Consider the following 18,104-nt stretch of genomic DNA (forward strand, 5'->3'; position numbering starts at 1 on the left):
ACAAAACAAAACGCTTTAACAAGCTGTTTATGCACTGTCTCTTATACACATCTAGATGTGTATAAGAGACAGCAATTAAATTGTAACATGAAATCTAATTCTATTTATCAACTAGTTGAGTTTAATCTAATATCCATAAAAATATTCAATATAAAACTTATATACCAATCATTTTTTCAAAAAAACAACCAGAGAGTGCTCTCTGGTTATTTAATAAATCTTTTATTTTTCAATACCAAACAATTGGTATCTCACAACTAAATGAAGCAAAAAAACCATTACTTATATCATTATCTTTAGATGCATCTAGATGTGTATAAGAGACAGTATGGATACAGTGTAAGCAACAATAAGAATCAATAGTAAAATAATCCATATCTTTTTTCCCACCAACAACACCCCAATACATCTATTATTACAATAGAAATGTTTTTACGTTTATTATCTAAAGCAATTTTAAATTAAACATTTATTCTAACAGCCCTTTTTCCTTTGAATAATCCATATATTTATATACCTTCTCAATCTTATCGTGCTTCACTTTCTCTATTTTTTTTTGAGTAAAGCCTGCAATAATCCCCTTATTCTGCATTTCTTCAATCATTGCAGTCAATTGATAGAATTCTGTCAACAGTTGTTCTTCATTCGTTTCATCAGCTCTTGAAGGGGGATGATCATCAAAACCGAATCTGATCGCCTTTGACAATGCTTGTTGGATCTCTGCACACTCTTCCATTGCAACTAAAGCTAGATATTCATTTTTCCTCATCTTTTGACTCACCTCATACTTTATCTTTGAAAATAATCAACATACACTGGCACTGCCGCCTCTTTTAGAACACCTTTGGCAACTTCAGGTCTATTCGGACTTTTTGAAAAAATCTCTTCACTGCCAATCATAATATTAAAACCGGCGATCTCAGCTAATTCATCATGCCCCAAACCATAAACCATTCTACCTAAATTGCTCCATACCATAGCTCCAGCGCACATACAACAGGGTTCACAACTTGTATACAGGGTATATTCTGATAAATCTGTTATTTTTTGACTCGTACAAAAATCACGAATAATGCCTAATTCTGCGTGATAGGTGGGATCACTTTCCGTGTGGATCTGATTTTCACCAGTTAAAATAACTTTATCGTTTTTGACAAGTACGGCTCCAAATGGTTCATTTCCATTATTGCTAGCGTCTTTAGCAAGTTTTAGGGCTTGTTTCATGAATTTAGCGTCTAGTTCAGCTTGCTGTTGTATTACTTCAATATTATTCTTCACAATGAACACCTTCCTCTCAAAAATTAATTATCTATTTTCACCGTCAATTAAATTGTAACATGAAATCTAATTCTATTTATCAACTAGTTGAGTTTAATCTAATATCCATAAAAATATTCAATATAAAACTTATATACCTGTCTCTTATACACATCTAGATGTGTATAAGAGACAGCTCAAAAATTAATTATCTATTTTCACCGTCAATTAAATTGTAACATGAAATCTAATTCTATTTATCAACTAGTTGAGTTTAATCTAATATCCATAAAAATATTCAATATAAAACTTATATACCTGTCTCTTATACACATCTAGATGTGTATAAGTATTCAATATAAAACTTATATACCAATCATTTTTTCAAAAAAACAACCAGAGAGTGCTCTCTGGTTATTTAATAAATCTTTTATTTTTCAATACCAAACAATTGGTATCTCACAACTAAATGAAGCAAAAAAACCATTACTTATATCATTATCTTTAGATGAGGCTTCAAAAGATAAATATACTTTAGAAATACTTTCATCCAGATTATTTATAATAACAGCATTATTTTCAATAACTGGTTCTATCGTTACACCTTGTTTATCTGTAGAGCCACTAACTGTTCTTTTACCATCAAATTGTTTAGAGTATTTCACAGGATGTTCCATCACGAATTTTTTAGTTGATTTATCCACATAAATGGTTGGCAAATTCACATTCATCCCCCCAAATGCTTGAATAGATTTTAGTTTAGGTAATTCTGATAACATACTAAAATCGCGGATATTTGCATAACCAAAATATAAATTTTCAAGATTTTGTAATTCACTAAAAGGGGTAATATTTAGTACTTGTTCTTCATCTCCTTGTATCAATGAAGAATACGCATGATATTCTCTCAAGTTATTCATACCAGAAATAGGACGAAAATCAGCGATTCCTAAACCACTAATTTGTATTTTTTCAGCATTTATTGCATATTGAACTCCTTCTATAGATCCATTATCAGTGCCACTTATCTCTTTAATTTCACTCATTTGTTGAGCTGTCGGCAATTCATTTTCTACCGGTTCTTCAATTTGATCGACCATACTTTTTCTTAACCAATCATCTGAGACGTATATTTTTTTCTCATTTGCTAAAGTTCCTTGGCTGAAAACACCGAAACTTATAATTACGCCTAAAACAAAAACTCCTGTTATCAAATTCATTTTACTCTTTTTCAAAAAAATTCCTCCTTTATGTTAACAATATTATTATATAACAAAACAAAACGCTTTAACAAGCTGTTTATGCATTAATTATTTTCTTTTCGATATAAATTACATATATAATGTAGATTAAAAAGAACTATTCGATCAATTGTTTATGATTATTTTCACATAATTAAAAAACATTCCACTTTATCCCAACCGAAGATACTCTCTTTAGTCAGGCAAGTAGAATGCTTTTTTATTACGTTTAACATATATTCCTTAGTTAACGAGGATCAGTCTTGTTTCATCGCTGCTTTTAACGCTTGTGCTAGAGCACTTTCTTCTGGTTCTTCTTTTTGCGAATATTTCTTCATTAACTTACGTTCTTCATGTTTAGTCAGTTTTTTATTGCGTTCTTTTTTGTCTTGCATTTTTTCAGTAATTGAACAGTATTTACATTTAAAGTAAGCACCATTTTTCCCATCAATAATTTCCATTTTACGATGGCATTGAGAGCAACGATGGTTTGAAACTTTAGGATCTTTTCTGCGACGGTAGCTGCAATCTTTATTAGAACATACATAGATTTTACCGTCTTTGGTATTTTTCTCACGTAAGTTTGAACCACATTCTGGGCATTTCTTTTGTGTGATTGAAAAATCTTGGTATTTGCTTTCACTTTGTTTGATCTCGTTGACAAGTTTTTTAGTGTCTTGCTCGATTGCTTTTAGGAAAACAGTACTGCTTTGTTTGCCTTTGGCGATTGCTTCTAATGTTTTTTCCCATTTTTCTGTTAGCTCTGGGGTTACCAATGATGGGTTGACTAGTTCAAGTAGTTGTTTACCTTTTGGTGATACATTTAAGCCGTTGGTATTGCGTTCCATCAACTCTGACTTGATCAGTTTTTCAATGATTTCTGCACGTGTGGCAGGAGTTCCTAAGCTGTATTTTTCCATCAGCCCTAAAAGAGTTCCTTCAGTCAATGGTTTTGGTGGTGCAGTTAGTTCTTTATTAATAGTGAAATTTGGTGGAATCACCATTCCTAATGTCCAGTCAACAGACGGAACCACGTCTTCTTTTTCTTGTTTCCAACCAGCTACTTCGACTTTACTTTGACCGAAGATAAATTGTTCTTTGCCAAAGCTTACAGTTACTTTTGTTTGTTTCGTCCGATGCGATTCAGCAAACATGCCGAGGAAGCGAGTCACGATCATGTTGTAGATTTTTTGTTCATCTCCACTTAATTTCTCATAACGTGGACGTTGTTCAGTAGGAATCAGTGCATGGTGATCTGTCACTTTCTCATTCTGGAAAACCTTCGTCAATTTAACTTGCCCACCATCTTTGATGTAGGTTTTGACTTCTGGTGCAAAATCACTTACTGCTTGCAACCGTTCCTTCATCGTTGCTTTCATATCTGTCGTTAAATATTTACTATCGGTTCTTGGATACGTTACGATTTTATGGAACTCATAGAGACTTTGAACTAGCGATAGTGTTTTCTTTGCAGAAAATTGATAGCGTTGGTTAGCTTCCTTTTGAATTTCTGTTAAATCATAAGGCAGTGGTGCTTGTTCTGTTTTCGTTTTTTCTTGAATATCCGTTACTTTGCCTTTTCCTTCGCTGAGTTTTTTCACGAATGTTTCAACATCGTTCCGTTCTTTAAATGCGTACGGATTGCTTTGAACTAGTTTTGCTTTTTCTTTTTGAACTTGCAGCTCTACTGAAAAATAAGTTTGGGGTCTAAAGCTTTCAATTTTCTTTTCTTGTTGACGGACTAGAGATAGCGTTGGCGTTTGTACTCTTCCTGCTGATAAGCTATCTTGATATTTTACGGTCAATGCACGTGTAACATTTAGACCAACTAGCCAATCCGCTTTAGCACGCGCTAATGCTGAATAATATAGATTGTCGTATTCTTTTGCTGGTCGTAATTTCTTGAAACCATCTTTGATTGCTTTATCAGTTTGTGAAGAAATCCATAGACGTTTGACGGGTTTATTAAAGTTGACATATTCTAAAATCCAGCGAGCAACTAGCTCGCCTTCACGTCCAGCATCCGTTGCAATCACCGCTTCTGTAACATCTTTACGATTTGCTAATTGTTTGATTGCTTTTAACTGGTGTCCTGTTTTTGGTAACGGTTTGATACCTAATTTTTTTGGTACCATAGGCAGAGTCTCCATTTGCCATGATTGCCATTCTTTATTGATATCTTCCGGCATTTTTAAACCTAAAAGATGACCTAATGCCCAAGTAACAATGACTGTCGGACCTTCGTAGTAACTTTTATTTTTTTGATTTGCCCCTAGTACTTTACTTAAATCTTTGGCAACACTAGGTTTTTCAGCAATAATTAGTTGTTTATTTGCCATTTGGTTCACTCACTTTCTGTATTTCCTTATGTAAATTGGGTTAATGGTTAAAATATCAGTAAGTTGATTCTACCACATTTGGTCTATACTGCGCGCCTCTTACTGAAGCATTTTAATTGAATTCCTAATTGCTAAGCTATATACTTACAATAAGTAAGCAAAAAAACACTTTTATCAAGGAGAAATTATGATCACAATTGAATTTTTTCACGACGTCGTCTGTAGCTTTTGTTTTCCGATGTCTTATCGGATGAGGCAAGTTCAAAAAGAATTACCAGAAATAAAGATTATTCATCGCTCTTTTGCCCTCGCTAGAGAAGAGGCTGATCACGAGCAGATGTTTGGTTCTAGAGAAAATGCTAAAAATGAAATTTTAACACACTGGGTTCATGCCAATCAAAATGATGATCTTCATCGATTTAATATCGAAGGAATGAAAGCCGCTGATTTTCTTTTCCCCACTTCTATGAATGGGTTACTTGCTGCTAAAGCAGCTGGTGTTGTATCTGAAGAGTTGGGCTATTGGGAAGTGTTTGATGCACTTCAAAAAGCTCTTTTTGTTGAGAGTCGAAATATTGGCGATCTAGCTGTAATCGAATCGATTGTTAAACAAAGTTCGGTTGATTTTGAAGACTGGCAACAAGCTTTTGTGGATCCAGCAACATTAGCACTTGTTGAAGATGATTTCCGCATTGCAAATGCGTATCAATTGACTGGCGTTCCAGCATTGATCGTGAATGGAAAATATTTGATCAATGGAGCACAGCCATTAGAACAGATCATTCAAGCACTTCAAACCATCAAAGAAAAAGAAGCGCCGCTGATTGAAGCAAATGATTCAGAAAGTGGTTCTTGCAACATGGAGGACGGTAAATGGGTTTGTAAAGACTAAACAAACCTATGTAGAGAAAAAAAGATAGAGCACACGATAATCAAATTATCTGTGCTCTATCTTTTTGATTCAGTTTAAACAAGACTTGATTTACAACATTTCGCCTTAGCACAATCATTATGACGTTCATGAAAATCATCACCGCTCTCAAAAGTTACAGCTTGCAAATCTTTCAACAAAGCAAGTCCCTTATATTGCTGCAGATCCTCATCACATTCCTCACACCAGCGTTCATCCCCCGCGTTCCAGAAGGCCGCTAAATAATTAACTTTTGTATTTATGTATTCATATGTTGAAGAAAGTTCTTGCCATTTTTTTATGTAGTAACGTTCAGCCTCTTCCAAAGAATCAAATGTTTTATTTTCTTCAATATCTTCCTGCCAATCTTCAAAAAACCACCAAGGCTCATTATCGCCATACATGGTAACAACTTGGTACATTGATCGATCACTCCAATTCTTTCTACAAGTGCTATTCTAGTCACTTAGAGTAAAACTTTCAACTTAAGTGCTTGTGAATTAGTTTTTTGTCTAAACGTTCATTCGTTTAATTTTACCATAAATTGAAATAGACGAGAGAATAAACTTGGTTTTCTATTTATTTGATTGCGTATAGAATGCGTATTTGCTAAACTATGTAAAGAACAGAAAGGAACATTTTTTATCATGAAAAAACCAGTATTTTGGAATTCAATCGCTATTTATTTATTATTATATAATAATATTTTACTCATCATTTCGCTGATCATAGCCTTAAAGACTGTTGTCGAAGGAAAAGGTAGCTTCGGCTCTGATGTATGGTATCAGATTTTTGTTTTTCTTCTCTATATTATTGTGATTGCCGGTTTAATGACAGGCGGTAAAAAAGGTTACTTTGTTTCTGTACTCTTCATTCCGTTTATTTTTTTAATGTACTTTTATCCCCCAATGATGGTCAGCCTATTTCCAAAAATGATCATGTTGGCATTTCGTGTGGTTGAGTTAGGTTCAATGGTTTACCTAGTAATTTCACCAGAATCTAGAGCTTATATTCAAAACAGTAATCAAAAAAAGGGTATGGGACAAAAGTAAAAAGCACTTTTGTTTCACACCCTAAATGCGAATAAACGGTGGGAGCAGAAGCAACTCCTTCGGAAATAAGCTAAAATTCACAAAAATTTGAAGAGCAATTTTCATGAATTCCCTCTTATTTCTCGGGGTTAAACACTCCTGTCCCAGCCTCTTTTTTTTAGATATATTGTAATACTTTTTCTTCTTGGTAAGCTTGATCGATCAAGCCACCACCAAGGCATTCCATACCATCATAAAAGACAACAGCTTGCCCTGGAGTAATTGCTCGAACAGGTTCTGAGAAAATCACTTTAGCCTTGGTTCCGTCACCTGTTAACACCACCTTAACAGGAATGTCATCTTGGCGGTAACGGAATTTTGCTGTACATTCAAAAGATTTTGGCATTTCTGTATCAACAGTGAAATGAATTTCACTTGCATCTAAATGTGTCGCATATAATTGTTCATGATGAAAACCTTGCCCAACATACAATGTATTCGTCGCTAAATCTTTTCCCACGACAAACCAAGGTTCTTGTGAGCCTTTGCCGCCGCCGATACCTAAACCTTGGCGTTGACCGATCGTATAATACATCAACCCGTCATGCTGACCTTTGATTTCACCATCTAATGTCACCATATTCCCTTTTTTAGCTGGTAAATAGTTGCTTAGAAATTGCTTGAAGTTCTTTTCTCCAATAAAACAAATCCCTGTTGAGTCTTTTTTCTTAGCTGTTGCTAAATTGGCTCTTTCAGCGATTGTGCGAACTTCCGGTTTTTCCATGCCACCTAACGGGAACATTGTTTTAGCTAATTGCGCTTGAGATAATTGACTCAAGAAATACGTTTGATCTTTATTGTTATCCACTCCACGCAACATGCGCACAGTGCCGTCTTCTTTTCGTTCGACTTGAGCATAATGTCCAGTTGCAACATAATCTGCCCCAAGTTGCATCGCATAATCTAGAAAGGCTTTAAATTTGATTTCCTTGTTGCACATCACATCAGGGTTTGGCGTTCGGCCTGCGCGATATTCTGCCAGAAAATATTCAAATACCCGATCCCAATATTCCTTTTCAAAGTTGACTGAATAATAAGGAATACCGATTTGATCGGCAACTTTTGCTACATCTTTGTAGTCTTCCGTAGCTGTACAGACACCATTTTCATCCGTGTCATCCCAATTTTTCATAAAGATGCCTACGACATCATAGCCTTGCTCTTTTAAAAGCAACGCGGTAACAGAAGAATCTACACCTCCGCTCATGCCTACAACGACACGAGTTTTGCTGTTATCTGTCATTTGATCACCATCATTTCAATTTAGATTCTGAACTCATCTACGATTTGAAGGTCGTAACTTTTCAGTGATACTTATTATACTAGTATTTTGGAAGAAGTAAAGGTATTGAGAGGAAACGACTGCTTTCTTAGTACATATTTCTCTAATATAGGAGAAAAAAATAAGACTCGATCTGCATAGATCTTGTCTTATTTTAATATGCCTCAGTTTATGCCTTCTCTAACACACCACGGCTAATCATACCATCCATCAAGAAATAAAATTTTTCTTGACTCATTGCATGAGTTTCATTTTTGAAGATATTCATTGCTTTTAATCCGTTAGCTGTTGTTACAGACATTTTCAATGTTTTTAAATCTTCAGCGATCGTAATTTTTAATTTGAAACCTTCTTTACTTTGGGGCGTTGCATCCAAGGGACGAATAAACTGAAAATTCCCTGAATTTGTTTCAGTAAAACCATTATCTTTCAGTGTATATTTTTTAGCTTGTTCATTTACTTTATAAAATACTGTACAACCTTCTACTGTCGCTTTTTCTTTAAATGCCATTTTTCCACCTCTTTATTTATTGTCTCTTTTATTATAGTTGGTAGGCTTTCTTTTTACTAGTTCTATTCCTACTTTTCTTTGATTACTGCTTGATTTTTTGAATCGTTTCACTTAATATTGCTGAAAATCGTTGGATTTGTTCGCAATCATTGCCTAATCCGAAACTGATTCGGACAGATTCTTTGATTGCCGGATGATTCTTGCCATACAGCGCCTCTAAAACATGAGACGGCTCTACTGTTCCTGCCGTACAAGCTGAACCTGTTGAAATGGCAATTCCTTGAAGATCCAAGTGCATCAATAATAAGTCACTTGATACTCCCGGGAAGCGTAAGTTTAAAATATGGGCTAATTTATTTTCAGGATTACCGTTGATTTCGTAAGCAATTTTATTTTCATTCAAATGAGTTAAAATCAGTTGTTGGTATTCAGCATATTTCTTATGCCGCTGTTCTTTCTCACTTTCGGTCAAAAGTGCAACAGCTTCCCCCATCCCAGCAATTCCCGCTAAGTTTTCTGTCCCTGCTCGACGTTTTTCTTCTTGCTCCCCACCATGTAAAAAGGCTGGTAAAGAGATTGCATCATTTTTAAACAGAAAGCCAACACCTTTTGGTCCGTTGATTTTATGAGCGGAAATACTTAATAAATCTATCCCAATTTCATGAGGTGAAATTAGTTCAGCCCCATAGGCTTGGACAGCATCTGTATGAAATACGGCTGGATGCGTTTTTAATAAGGCTCCGATTTCTTTGATTGGTAATATATTCCCAATTTCATTGTTTCCATACATTACTGAAACCAAAATCGTGTCATCCCGCAGGGCTTTCTCAAAATCTGCAATAGCCAGTTCCCCATTCTTATCAACGGGCAGATAGGTTACTTCAAAACCCATTTTTTCCAAATACTTCATTGTTTCTAACACTGCTGGATGCTCGATCATTGTTGTAATCAGATGCATACCTTGTTCTTTTTTAGAAAGTGCCGTTTCAATGATGGCTGTATTGTCTCCTTCTGTACCGCCGCTATTAAAGATAATTTCATGAGGCAATACATTCAGACTAGCTGCGATCACTTGTCTAATATCTTCTAACTTACGACGTGCTTGTCTACCAAATGTATGAATACTGGACGGATTACCAAATGTATTAGCCATTTCATTGGCCATTATGTCAATAACTGCCGGATGTGCTGGCGTAGTTGCTGCGTGATCTAAATAAATGGGGTCCACTGAACTCGTCCTTTCTGAATCATTTTTAATGGATTTAGTTTAACATAACTGAAAATCTTACTCAAAGATTGCTTCTTCTATCGCTTATTTTGCGAACCGTTTTTCTTTTCGATAAGTATAAATATTGCCATACGTAAAGACCGCGATCCCCGCCCAAATAAAGCCAAATGCGATAAATTGGTCGGCTGAATAAGGTTCATGGTATAAAAATAGTGCTGAAATTAGCATCAAGGTCGGTCCCACATATTGAATAAAACCCAGAATGATATAAGAAATTTGTTTCGCTGCTTGTGCAAAAAGTAATAGTGGGATTGCTGTAACAACGCCTGCCCCCATCAATAATAAATTAGTAGACGCTTCATAATTCATAAATCCTTGTCGTGAAAAGAAGACTAAATAAATCAACGCAACAGGTAAAATGACAAAAGTCTCGATCGTCAAACCAGTATATGAACTTACGGTGACACCTTTTTTAATCAAGCCGTAAAAGCTGAATGTCACAGCCATAACTAAAGGGGCTAAAGGAATTTCTCCAGTTTGAATCGTTAATAAGACTACGCCAGCTAATGCTAAAGCACAAGCAATCATTCCTGAACGACTCAATTTTTCTTTCAAAATCAACGTTGCCAACAGGACATTGACTAAGGGATTCATATAATAGCCTAAACTTGCTTGGGTAACATGTCCTTGGCTAACAGTATAAATAAACGTAAACCAATTGATAGAAATCAAAATAGCCGCACAAATAATGGCAAATAATTTTTTCTTGTCTTTCAGTACCGTTTTGACCTCCGCTAAAAACAATGCCCATCTTTTAGTCACCAAAATATAGACGATCATAAATAAAAATGACCAAACGATCCGATAGCACAAGATATCAAGCGGATCAACTGTCGGCAGTAATTTCCAATAAATTGGAATGATCCCCCAAAATACATACGCAATAAATCCTAATAAAACACCTTTTTTCTGTTCATTCACAGACGTAACTCCCTTCTTTTCTTCAATCCATCTAAACCATAAAAAGAAGTCCAGTCTAAAATAATAGCTGAACTTCTTTCTTGATTTAAGCAGATCGTTATTATTTTTCTTCTAAACGAAATAGCGGGCTCATTGGTGTATTTTCGTGAATTCGTTTCACAGCTTCTCCCATTAGTTCCCCACAAGAAACAATATTCAAGACAACTGGCTTACGTTCTTCAGAAATAAAGACAGAGTCCGTCACACAAATTTGTTCAATTGGTGAGGCATCCAATATCGCTTTTGCTCCTTTAGATAATAAACCATGTGAAGCACACGCATAAATACATTTTGCGCCATTTTCTTTTAAAATCTCCGCAGCTGTTGCCATGGTACTGCCGGAATTTAAAATGTCATCTACTAAGATACACGTTTTTCCTTTGACTTCACCAATCACATAACCTGAGCGTACACCATCTACTTCATCTTGGTCAATAATAGCAAGCGTCGCATCTAAATATTCAGACAAACTTCTCGCACGCTGTACACCACTATTTTTAGGAGAAACGACCACAATCTCTTCTCCTGTCAACAGCTGCTGACGATAATGATGTGCAAATAGCGGCATCGTGAATAGATTATCCACTGGAATATCAAAAAATCCTTGCACTTGAACTGTATGTAAATCCAGTGTCAATACACGTGTAGCGCCTGCTTCTTCTAACAAATTAGCGACTAATTTTGCTGTGATTGGTTCTCTCGGTTTAGCTGTACGGTCTTGTCTCGCGTAGCCATAATAAGGTAATACCACATTGATTGTTTTAGCACTTGCTCGTTTTAATGCATCAATCATGATCAACAATTCCATTAAATTGTCATTAACTGGAAGGTTGGTCGACTGAACAAGAAAAACATGGTCCCCACGAATACTCTCTTCAATATTGATTTGAATCTCTCCATCACTAAATTGGCGCACCGTACTTTTTCCCAGTTCAGTCCCGACAACTTCAGCAATTTTCTCTGCTAAAGGACGATTGGCATTCAAACTAAAGATTCGTAATGTTTTGTCTTGGTATTTTTGGGTCATGATTTCCTCCGTGATCTAGTTTTTTTCAATTCTTATACTTAAAAAACTTCAAGTTCTATTCTACCACTGATTCAGTAAAAAATCATGGATCTTTTTCTTTCTTGTGACAAATAATTGAAAATATTGAGACGATTAAGAGAAGAAATTTCGTGCTTACAAAACTGTTCGTTAAATCCCTTAGAATCACCTTGCGATTCTTTTTTGTATCAGTAAAATAAAGAATAATCGGAGGTGATCGACTTATGCGTCACAAAAAACATCATAGAAAAAGCAATCCTTGGATACCTATACTAATTACCTTGATTTTAATCATTTTAGTCGGCATCGAACTTTACCTTTTGTTTTTCCAAAATCATTCTGAGCCTACCCTTTCTAAAAGCTCAAATGCGAAGGTCGAACAAACAACTGAATCTTCTCAAACACAACCCAACAGTAGCGAAAAAATAAAGCATTTAGATCAAGAAGTTCAGCCTGCTTCTAATTTTGCCAATGAAATAAACCAGAAGTTAGAAGATAGTCAATTTATTGGTTCTGCTTTGATTATTCATGATGGCCAAGTTATTTTGCAAAAAGGCTTTGGTTACGCTAATTTTTCTGAAAGTCGACCAAACACCTATCTATCCACTTTTCAAATTGGTTCGATTCAAAAGGCTTTTACTGCTGCTCTTATTCTACAACAAGTTCAAGCTCAAAAACTTTCATTAGATGATACAGTGGATCGTTTCTATCCAAATATTCCAGATAGCCAAAGAATAACCATTCGGCAATTATTATCAATGACATCTGGGTTACAGCAAAAAATCAAACCAACTATTATGATGTCGGAGGATGATTTTGTTCAGTTCTCCATCTCTAATGCAACGATAGATGTTTATGGTCAATACAAATATGAAGCAGTCAACTATTCTATTTTAGTGGGCATTTTAGAACAGTTAACAGGAACTTCCTATCGAACATTGTTCACAAAAACCTTTAATCATGGTCTTAAACTATCGCACACATGCTTTTATAATGATTTTATCAAATCAAGTAATCGAACCTATGCTTACAAAAAAGTTGATGGTAAAAATTTTGCTTCTGAAATAAAAGATGATCCTTTAGGTTTTGATCAAGAAGTTGGTACTGGAAATGTTGGTATGACTGTAGGCGACCTTTATTCTTTTTACTCGAGTTTACTTGAAGGTAAAATTATTGATCAACAAACTATCGATGAAGTTTGGACTCCAGAAATTGGCTCAAAGTATATGGGGGGGCTTTATTCTTTTTCAAATTATATTAGAGGGCACGGAATCGAAGCAGGTTTTGAATCAAATGCGAGAGTTTCAAAAGATAGACAAAATGCTGTGATTCTTCTTTCAAATCAAAAACCTGAGGATAAAACACTTCAGAAGTTAGCAAATTCTATTTTCAACTCATTAGGTCCATACAACAGTGAGTAATTTTCAATAGAATGAAATGTGCTCTCCGTTAAAATTGGCTACTTAACACTTAGATTTTGATGTGATCGAGGCAGAAGACTTAACTTTAGCACGTTTCATGTGTAGAGGTTAAGGAGATCAAAACGAAGTGTAGTAATTGCTTCTGTTCCCACCGGCTATTCGTATAAAAAGAACCTGAACTATAACTTTTTAAGTTATAGTTCAGGTTCTTTTTATTATTTTTAGGCAAACCTAAAAAATCGGTTGATTTTAATTTAACTTTATCTTATACTCATTTTAAGGCAAACCTAAAAAGGAGGTTTTTTTATGTCTATAAATAATAATAACATTACAGTTAAGCAGTTAACTGTTAGTTATCAAGGTCAAAAAGCTTTGATTGATATTTCACTACAAATTCCTGCAGGAAAAATCACTGGGATCATCGGTCCCAATGGTGCAGGAAAATCAACTTTTTTAAAAGGAATGCTCGGCTTACTCAAAGCAGATACCAGAACAGTTTCTCTAGGAGAGCAGTCTATCGATTCTCAAAAGAAGCGAATTGCTTACGTGGAACAGCGTAGTGCATTGGATCTTTCTTTTCCAATCAACGTCTTGGAAGTTGTTCTTTTAGGAACTTACCCAAAATTGGGTATTATGAAGCGTCCCAAAAAGCAAGAAAAAGAGCAGGCAATGAAGGCTCTCAAAACAGTGCAACTAGAAGCTTTTGCTAAACGTCAGATCGGTGAGCTGTCAGGTGGACAGCTACAGCGAGTGTTTATTGCCCGTGTGCTGGCTCAAGAAGCAGATGTTATCGTTTTAGATGAACCTTTCGTAGGGATCGATATGACCAGTGAGAAGGTCATCATGGATATTCTTAAACAGTTAAAGGATGCCGGAAAAACAATCGTGATCGTCCATCATGATCTTCACAAAGTCGCACATTATTTTGACGATGTGATCATTTTAAAGAAAGAACTCATCGCATGTGGGCCAGTTGTAACAACCTTTACAAACAAAAATATTCAATTGGCTTATGGTGAAACAATGGGCGATATTATAATCAAAGGAGTGGCTGATGCATGATTGCAAATTTTGTTGATGGTTTGGTTCGTTACCAATTTTTACAAAACGCGTTGATTACGTCGATCATTGTTGGATTGGTTTCGGGAATCATTGGTTCATTTATTGTATTACGAGGAATGTCTTTGATGGGCGATGCGATTTCTCATGCTGTATTGCCTGGAGTGGCTGCCTCTTATATGTTTGGTGTTAACTATATTTTCGGTGCTTCGATTTTTGGGATTTTAGCTGCATTATTAATCGGCTTTATTACGCAAAAAAGTCAGTTAAAAAATGACACTGCTATTGGCGTTGTCTTCAGTTCATTTTTTGCATTAGGTATTATCATGATTTCATTCGCCAAAAGTTCAACTGACCTTTATCACATTTTATTCGGAAATGTTTTAGCCGTTCGCGATTCAGATATTTTAATTACGGCAGTCGTTGGCGTTATTGTACTGATCTTTGTCGGATTATTCTACAAAGAGTTACAAATTACTTCTTTTGATCCAACCATGGCTCAAGCTTACGGCTTAAATGTTCAATTTTTCCATTATGCTTTGATGTTTTTATTAACCTTAGTTGCTGTTTCATCCTTACAAACAGTCGGAACGATTTTGGTGATTGCAATGTTGATCACACCAGCGGCCACAGCTTACCTACTGACAAATCATTTGCCTTCGATGATTGCTTTAGCGTCTCTCTTTGGCATATTAAGTTCGATCATCGGGTTATTTTTTAGTTATTCCTATAACTTAGCCTCTGGCGCAACAATCGTTTTAACAGCAGCAGCGTTTTTCATTTTAGCATTTCTATTTTCACCAAGAAAAGGATTATTTTTTGTCAATAAACAGAAAACGGAGGAACCAATCTTATGAAGAAAAAAATACTTTTTATCACTGCTTTAGCCAGTCTCTTTTTACTTGCTGCTTGTCAATCTAAATCTGCTAGTACATCAGACCAAGAAAAGATCAATGTTGTTGCGACAAACTCGATTCTTGCTGATATGGTGGATAATGTCGGAAAAGACTTAGTCAATTTGCACAGTATCGTCCCTGTTGGAACCGATCCCCATGAATATGAGCCACTACCAGAAGATGTTGCTAAAGCTTCGGAAGCTGACGTTTTATTCTTTAATGGTTTAAACTTAGAGACCGGCGGAAATGGCTGGTTCAATAAATTAATGGAAACAGCCAAGAAAAAAGAAGATCAAGACTTCTTCTCAGTTAGTAAAAATGTCAAACCGATGTATTTAACCAGTGCCGGACAAGAAAATGAACAAGATCCACATGCTTGGTTAGATATTCAAAATGGCATTTCTTATGTTGAATCGATTCGAGATACATTGAGTAAAAAAGATCCTAAAAATAAAGAAACATACGAAAAAAATGCCAAAGAATATATTGATAAACTCTCAACTTTAGACAAAGAAGCAAAAGAAAAATTTGCTGATATTCCAGACAACCAAAAATTACTGGTCACCAGTGAAGGTGCTTTTAAATATTTCTCTAAAGCATATGGATTAACTGCTGCTTACATTTGGGAAATCAATACTGAAAGCCAAGGAACGCCTGATCAAATGAAACAAATCATCGATCAAATCCATAAAACAAAAGTTCCTGTTTTATTTGTTGAAACAAGCGTCGACAAACGTAGTATGGAAAGAGTTTCAAAAGAAACTGATTTACCGATTTATAGCACGATTTTCACTGACTCCATTGCGAAAAAAGGTGAAGATGGTGATAGTTATTTCGCTATGATGAAATGGAATTTAGATAAGATCCATGATGGATTGATGAAATAGAAAATAGCTTCTGACAGATTAAAACATGTCAGAAGCTATTTTTTAATTAAATCATTTCCTCAATATCGATCACACGATCTGTAATATCTGTATAAAATTCCTCCTCATGAGAAACAATCACGATCGTACCTTGAAATTGCTGGATCGCTTGACGTAAGCTTTCTTTGGCAACCGCATCAATGTGATTTGTTGGTTCATCCAAGAAAATAAGGTTACTTGAATCCATGGTTAGCTCACAGAGTTTTACTTTTGTCTGCTCTCCCCCACTTAATAAACGTAAATGCTGATTCACCAGCTTATCTGGTAAACCACATTTAGCTAGGTAAGTCCTAATTTCTTTGACTGTTTTTTTAGGGGAACAATCACTTAAATAAGTAAGTGGCGTCAAGTAATCATTTTCCCACGTCAAATCTTGGGAAAAATAAGCAATTTTAGTATTGGCTGGATATTGATATTCACCATTAATTGGGTTGATCTTGCCTGTTAATGTTTTAATTAATGTTGATTTTCCAATACCGTTAAACCCTTTGATTGCTACTTTTTCACCACTATGAACAGACAGATTGATTGGTGCTAGTAATGGCTTCGTGTACCCAATGACTAATTCATCTGTAATCAAAGCCAAGCTTGCCACGATCGGTTGATACGGAAATTGGATTTGTGGTTTCATCAAGCTGCCTGGAGGAGCCATTCGCTCCACTCGATCCAATTGTTTCTGGCGACTTTTCGCCATGGTAGCACGATTTCCAGCTTTGTATTTACGAATATACGCTTCGGCTTTTTCAATTTTTGCTTGTTGCGCATGATATTGTTTTAAGTAACTTTCTTTGTTTTGTTCCTTTTGTGCAAAAGATTTTTCAACATTTCCTGTATATCTTGTCAATTTACCAAATTCAATATCGCAAATACAATTTGTGACAGCATTTAAAAAATGGTAATCATGAGAAACCAAAATAAACGTGCCATTAAAATTGTTCAAGTAATTGATGAGCCATTGAATATGCATATCATCCAAATAGTTTGTTGGTTCATCCAATAATAAAACATCCGGCTCTTCTAAAAGAAGTTTTGCTAGAATGACCTTTGATCTTTGCCCTCCACTTAGTTCATTCATTGGTCGATCTAAGCCAATTGCTTCTATTCCTAGACCATTAGCCAAATCATTGATGATCGTATCAATTTGATAAAAATCACTTTCGTCTAACTGTGTTTGTAAATTTCCTGCTCGTTCTAGTAATTTATCTTCACCGGTCTTACTATATTTTGCATATAATTCATTGATTTTATTTTCGATTTCATATAGTGGCGTGTATGCTTGGTGTAAAAACGCATTGATCGTACTATTTCCGATTACTTCCACATACTGGTCCAAATAACCGATTTTGGTTTTGTTTTGCCACGTAATACTACCATCATCAGCTAAAATTTCACCTGTTAAAATTTTGACTAAGGTTGATTTTCCTACGCCATTTTGTCCAGTTAGACCCATGTGGTCCCCTTTATTGACACGAAGTGATGCATCTTCATACAGAATTTTTTCACCAAAACGTTGGGTTAGGTGTTCGATTGTTAATAAACTCATGTTTACGTCCTCTTTTCCATTCTCGCAAAGGTGTTTTTCACTGTCTTTGCTTCTAGTTTATTGTAAATTGCAGTAATCATTTGTTTTTCTTCAAAAATTAACATTGCTTTACACAACGTTCTCGCACGTTGATTTGAAAGGTCTTTGTTTATTCAGACAAAAAAACAAGCGATCAAATAGGTCCACCTACTTATCCCTTGTTAGTATCAACAAAGGACAACGTACGAAACACGTTGTCCTTTGATCAGCGCTATAAAAATCATGATCATCGTCAAAAGTAAAACTAAATAAGACTACATCTTAGCCACAAAAAATTTAGTATACATTTAGACGAT

17 protein-coding genes are annotated in these 18,104 nt (G+C 35.3%); 6 read left to right on the forward strand and 11 right to left on the reverse strand.

Going from position 1 to position 18,104, the window contains the following annotated elements:
* Positions 1 to 469 precede the first annotated feature (469 nt).
* From A5819_RS01855 to A5819_RS01870, 4 genes are all read right to left on the reverse strand, one after another.
* Positions 470 to 769, reverse strand: a complete 300-nt coding sequence (locus tag A5819_RS01855) for a hypothetical protein (protein ID WP_086353014.1) — start codon at positions 767 to 769, stop codon at positions 470 to 472.
* A 20-nt stretch (positions 770 to 789) separates the two neighbouring features.
* Complete coding sequence (locus A5819_RS01860; protein ID WP_254907194.1) at positions 790 to 1,278, reverse strand: nucleoside deaminase; 489 nt, start codon at positions 1,276 to 1,278, stop codon at positions 790 to 792.
* Positions 1,279 to 1,694: 416 nt separating this feature from the next.
* Positions 1,695 to 2,492 carry a hypothetical protein gene (locus tag A5819_RS01865; protein WP_086280514.1) on the reverse strand — a complete coding sequence of 266 codons (798 nt, stop codon included), beginning with the start codon at positions 2,490 to 2,492 and terminating at the stop codon, positions 1,695 to 1,697.
* A gap of 263 nt (positions 2,493 to 2,755) precedes the next feature.
* Positions 2,756 to 4,837 carry a DNA topoisomerase III gene (locus tag A5819_RS01870; RefSeq protein WP_086280511.1) on the reverse strand — a complete coding sequence of 694 codons (2,082 nt, stop codon included), beginning with the start codon at positions 4,835 to 4,837 and terminating at the stop codon, positions 2,756 to 2,758.
* Between the two features lie 187 nt (positions 4,838 to 5,024).
* Here A5819_RS01870 and A5819_RS01875 point away from each other — a divergent pair, with 187 nt between their 5' ends.
* A complete protein-coding gene (locus tag A5819_RS01875) occupies positions 5,025 to 5,729 on the forward strand; it encodes a DsbA family protein (RefSeq protein WP_086280508.1) in 705 nt (234 codons plus the stop codon).
* A 74-nt stretch (positions 5,730 to 5,803) separates the two neighbouring features.
* Here the strand turns inward: A5819_RS01875 and A5819_RS01880 are convergent, their stop codons facing one another.
* Positions 5,804 to 6,169: a DUF1033 family protein gene (locus tag A5819_RS01880; RefSeq protein WP_086280506.1), complete on the reverse strand. Its 366-nt coding sequence runs from the start codon at positions 6,167 to 6,169 to the stop codon at positions 5,804 to 5,806.
* A gap of 225 nt (positions 6,170 to 6,394) precedes the next feature.
* Between A5819_RS01880 and A5819_RS01885 the strand changes: the two genes are divergently transcribed.
* Complete coding sequence (locus A5819_RS01885) at positions 6,395 to 6,799, forward strand: hypothetical protein (protein WP_086353015.1); 405 nt, start codon at positions 6,395 to 6,397, stop codon at positions 6,797 to 6,799.
* A 157-nt stretch (positions 6,800 to 6,956) separates the two neighbouring features.
* Here the strand turns inward: A5819_RS01885 and mnmA are convergent, their stop codons facing one another.
* The 5 genes from mnmA to A5819_RS01910 all read right to left on the reverse strand — a co-directional run bounded on the left by mnmA (position 6,957) and on the right by A5819_RS01910 (position 11,906).
* Positions 6,957 to 8,081: a tRNA 2-thiouridine(34) synthase MnmA gene (gene mnmA, locus A5819_RS01890; protein WP_086280503.1), complete on the reverse strand. Its 1,125-nt coding sequence runs from the start codon at positions 8,079 to 8,081 to the stop codon at positions 6,957 to 6,959.
* Between the two features lie 208 nt (positions 8,082 to 8,289).
* Positions 8,290 to 8,631 (reverse strand): DUF1831 domain-containing protein, encoded by a 342-nt coding sequence (locus A5819_RS01895; RefSeq protein ID WP_086280500.1) that lies wholly within the window; start codon positions 8,629 to 8,631, stop codon positions 8,290 to 8,292.
* 82 nt (positions 8,632 to 8,713) lie between these two features.
* Positions 8,714 to 9,859, reverse strand: coding sequence for a cysteine desulfurase family protein (locus A5819_RS01900; protein ID WP_086280497.1), 1,146 nt, complete (start codon positions 9,857 to 9,859; stop codon positions 8,714 to 8,716).
* A gap of 84 nt (positions 9,860 to 9,943) precedes the next feature.
* On the reverse strand, positions 9,944 to 10,840 hold the full coding sequence (rarD, locus tag A5819_RS01905; RefSeq protein ID WP_086280494.1) for an EamA family transporter RarD: 897 nt from the start codon (positions 10,838 to 10,840) through the stop codon (positions 9,944 to 9,946).
* A gap of 100 nt (positions 10,841 to 10,940) precedes the next feature.
* Positions 10,941 to 11,906, reverse strand: coding sequence for a ribose-phosphate diphosphokinase (locus tag A5819_RS01910; RefSeq protein WP_086280492.1), 966 nt, complete (start codon positions 11,904 to 11,906; stop codon positions 10,941 to 10,943).
* 242 nt (positions 11,907 to 12,148) lie between these two features.
* Here A5819_RS01910 and A5819_RS01915 point away from each other — a divergent pair, with 242 nt between their 5' ends.
* The 4 genes from A5819_RS01915 to A5819_RS01930 all read left to right on the forward strand — a co-directional run bounded on the left by A5819_RS01915 (position 12,149) and on the right by A5819_RS01930 (position 16,187).
* The gene (locus A5819_RS01915) at positions 12,149 to 13,345 is read left to right on the forward strand and encodes a serine hydrolase (protein WP_086280488.1); all 1,197 of its coding nucleotides are present in this window, start codon (positions 12,149 to 12,151) and stop codon (positions 13,343 to 13,345) included.
* Between the two features lie 306 nt (positions 13,346 to 13,651).
* Positions 13,652 to 14,407 carry a metal ABC transporter ATP-binding protein gene (locus A5819_RS01920; protein WP_086280485.1) on the forward strand — a complete coding sequence of 252 codons (756 nt, stop codon included), beginning with the start codon at positions 13,652 to 13,654 and terminating at the stop codon, positions 14,405 to 14,407.
* Positions 14,404 to 15,261: a metal ABC transporter permease gene (locus A5819_RS01925; RefSeq protein ID WP_086280483.1), complete on the forward strand. Its 858-nt coding sequence runs from the start codon at positions 14,404 to 14,406 to the stop codon at positions 15,259 to 15,261. The genes A5819_RS01920 and A5819_RS01925 overlap by 4 nt, the downstream gene beginning before the upstream one ends.
* Complete coding sequence (locus tag A5819_RS01930) at positions 15,258 to 16,187, forward strand: metal ABC transporter substrate-binding protein (protein WP_086280480.1); 930 nt, start codon at positions 15,258 to 15,260, stop codon at positions 16,185 to 16,187. Before A5819_RS01925 ends, A5819_RS01930 begins: the two co-directional genes overlap by 4 nt.
* 46 nt (positions 16,188 to 16,233) lie before the next feature.
* On the opposite strand, the gene A5819_RS01935 is transcribed toward A5819_RS01930, so the two are convergent.
* Entirely contained in the window at positions 16,234 to 17,769 is a 1,536-nt protein-coding gene (locus A5819_RS01935) for an ABC-F family ATP-binding cassette domain-containing protein (RefSeq protein WP_086280477.1), read from the reverse strand.
* Positions 17,770 to 18,104 lie beyond the last annotated feature (335 nt).

It is taken from the genome of Enterococcus sp. 7E2_DIV0204 (assembly GCF_002140855.1).
GTDB classification, from domain to species: Bacteria; Bacillota; Bacilli; order Lactobacillales; family Enterococcaceae; genus Enterococcus_L; species Enterococcus_L lemimoniae.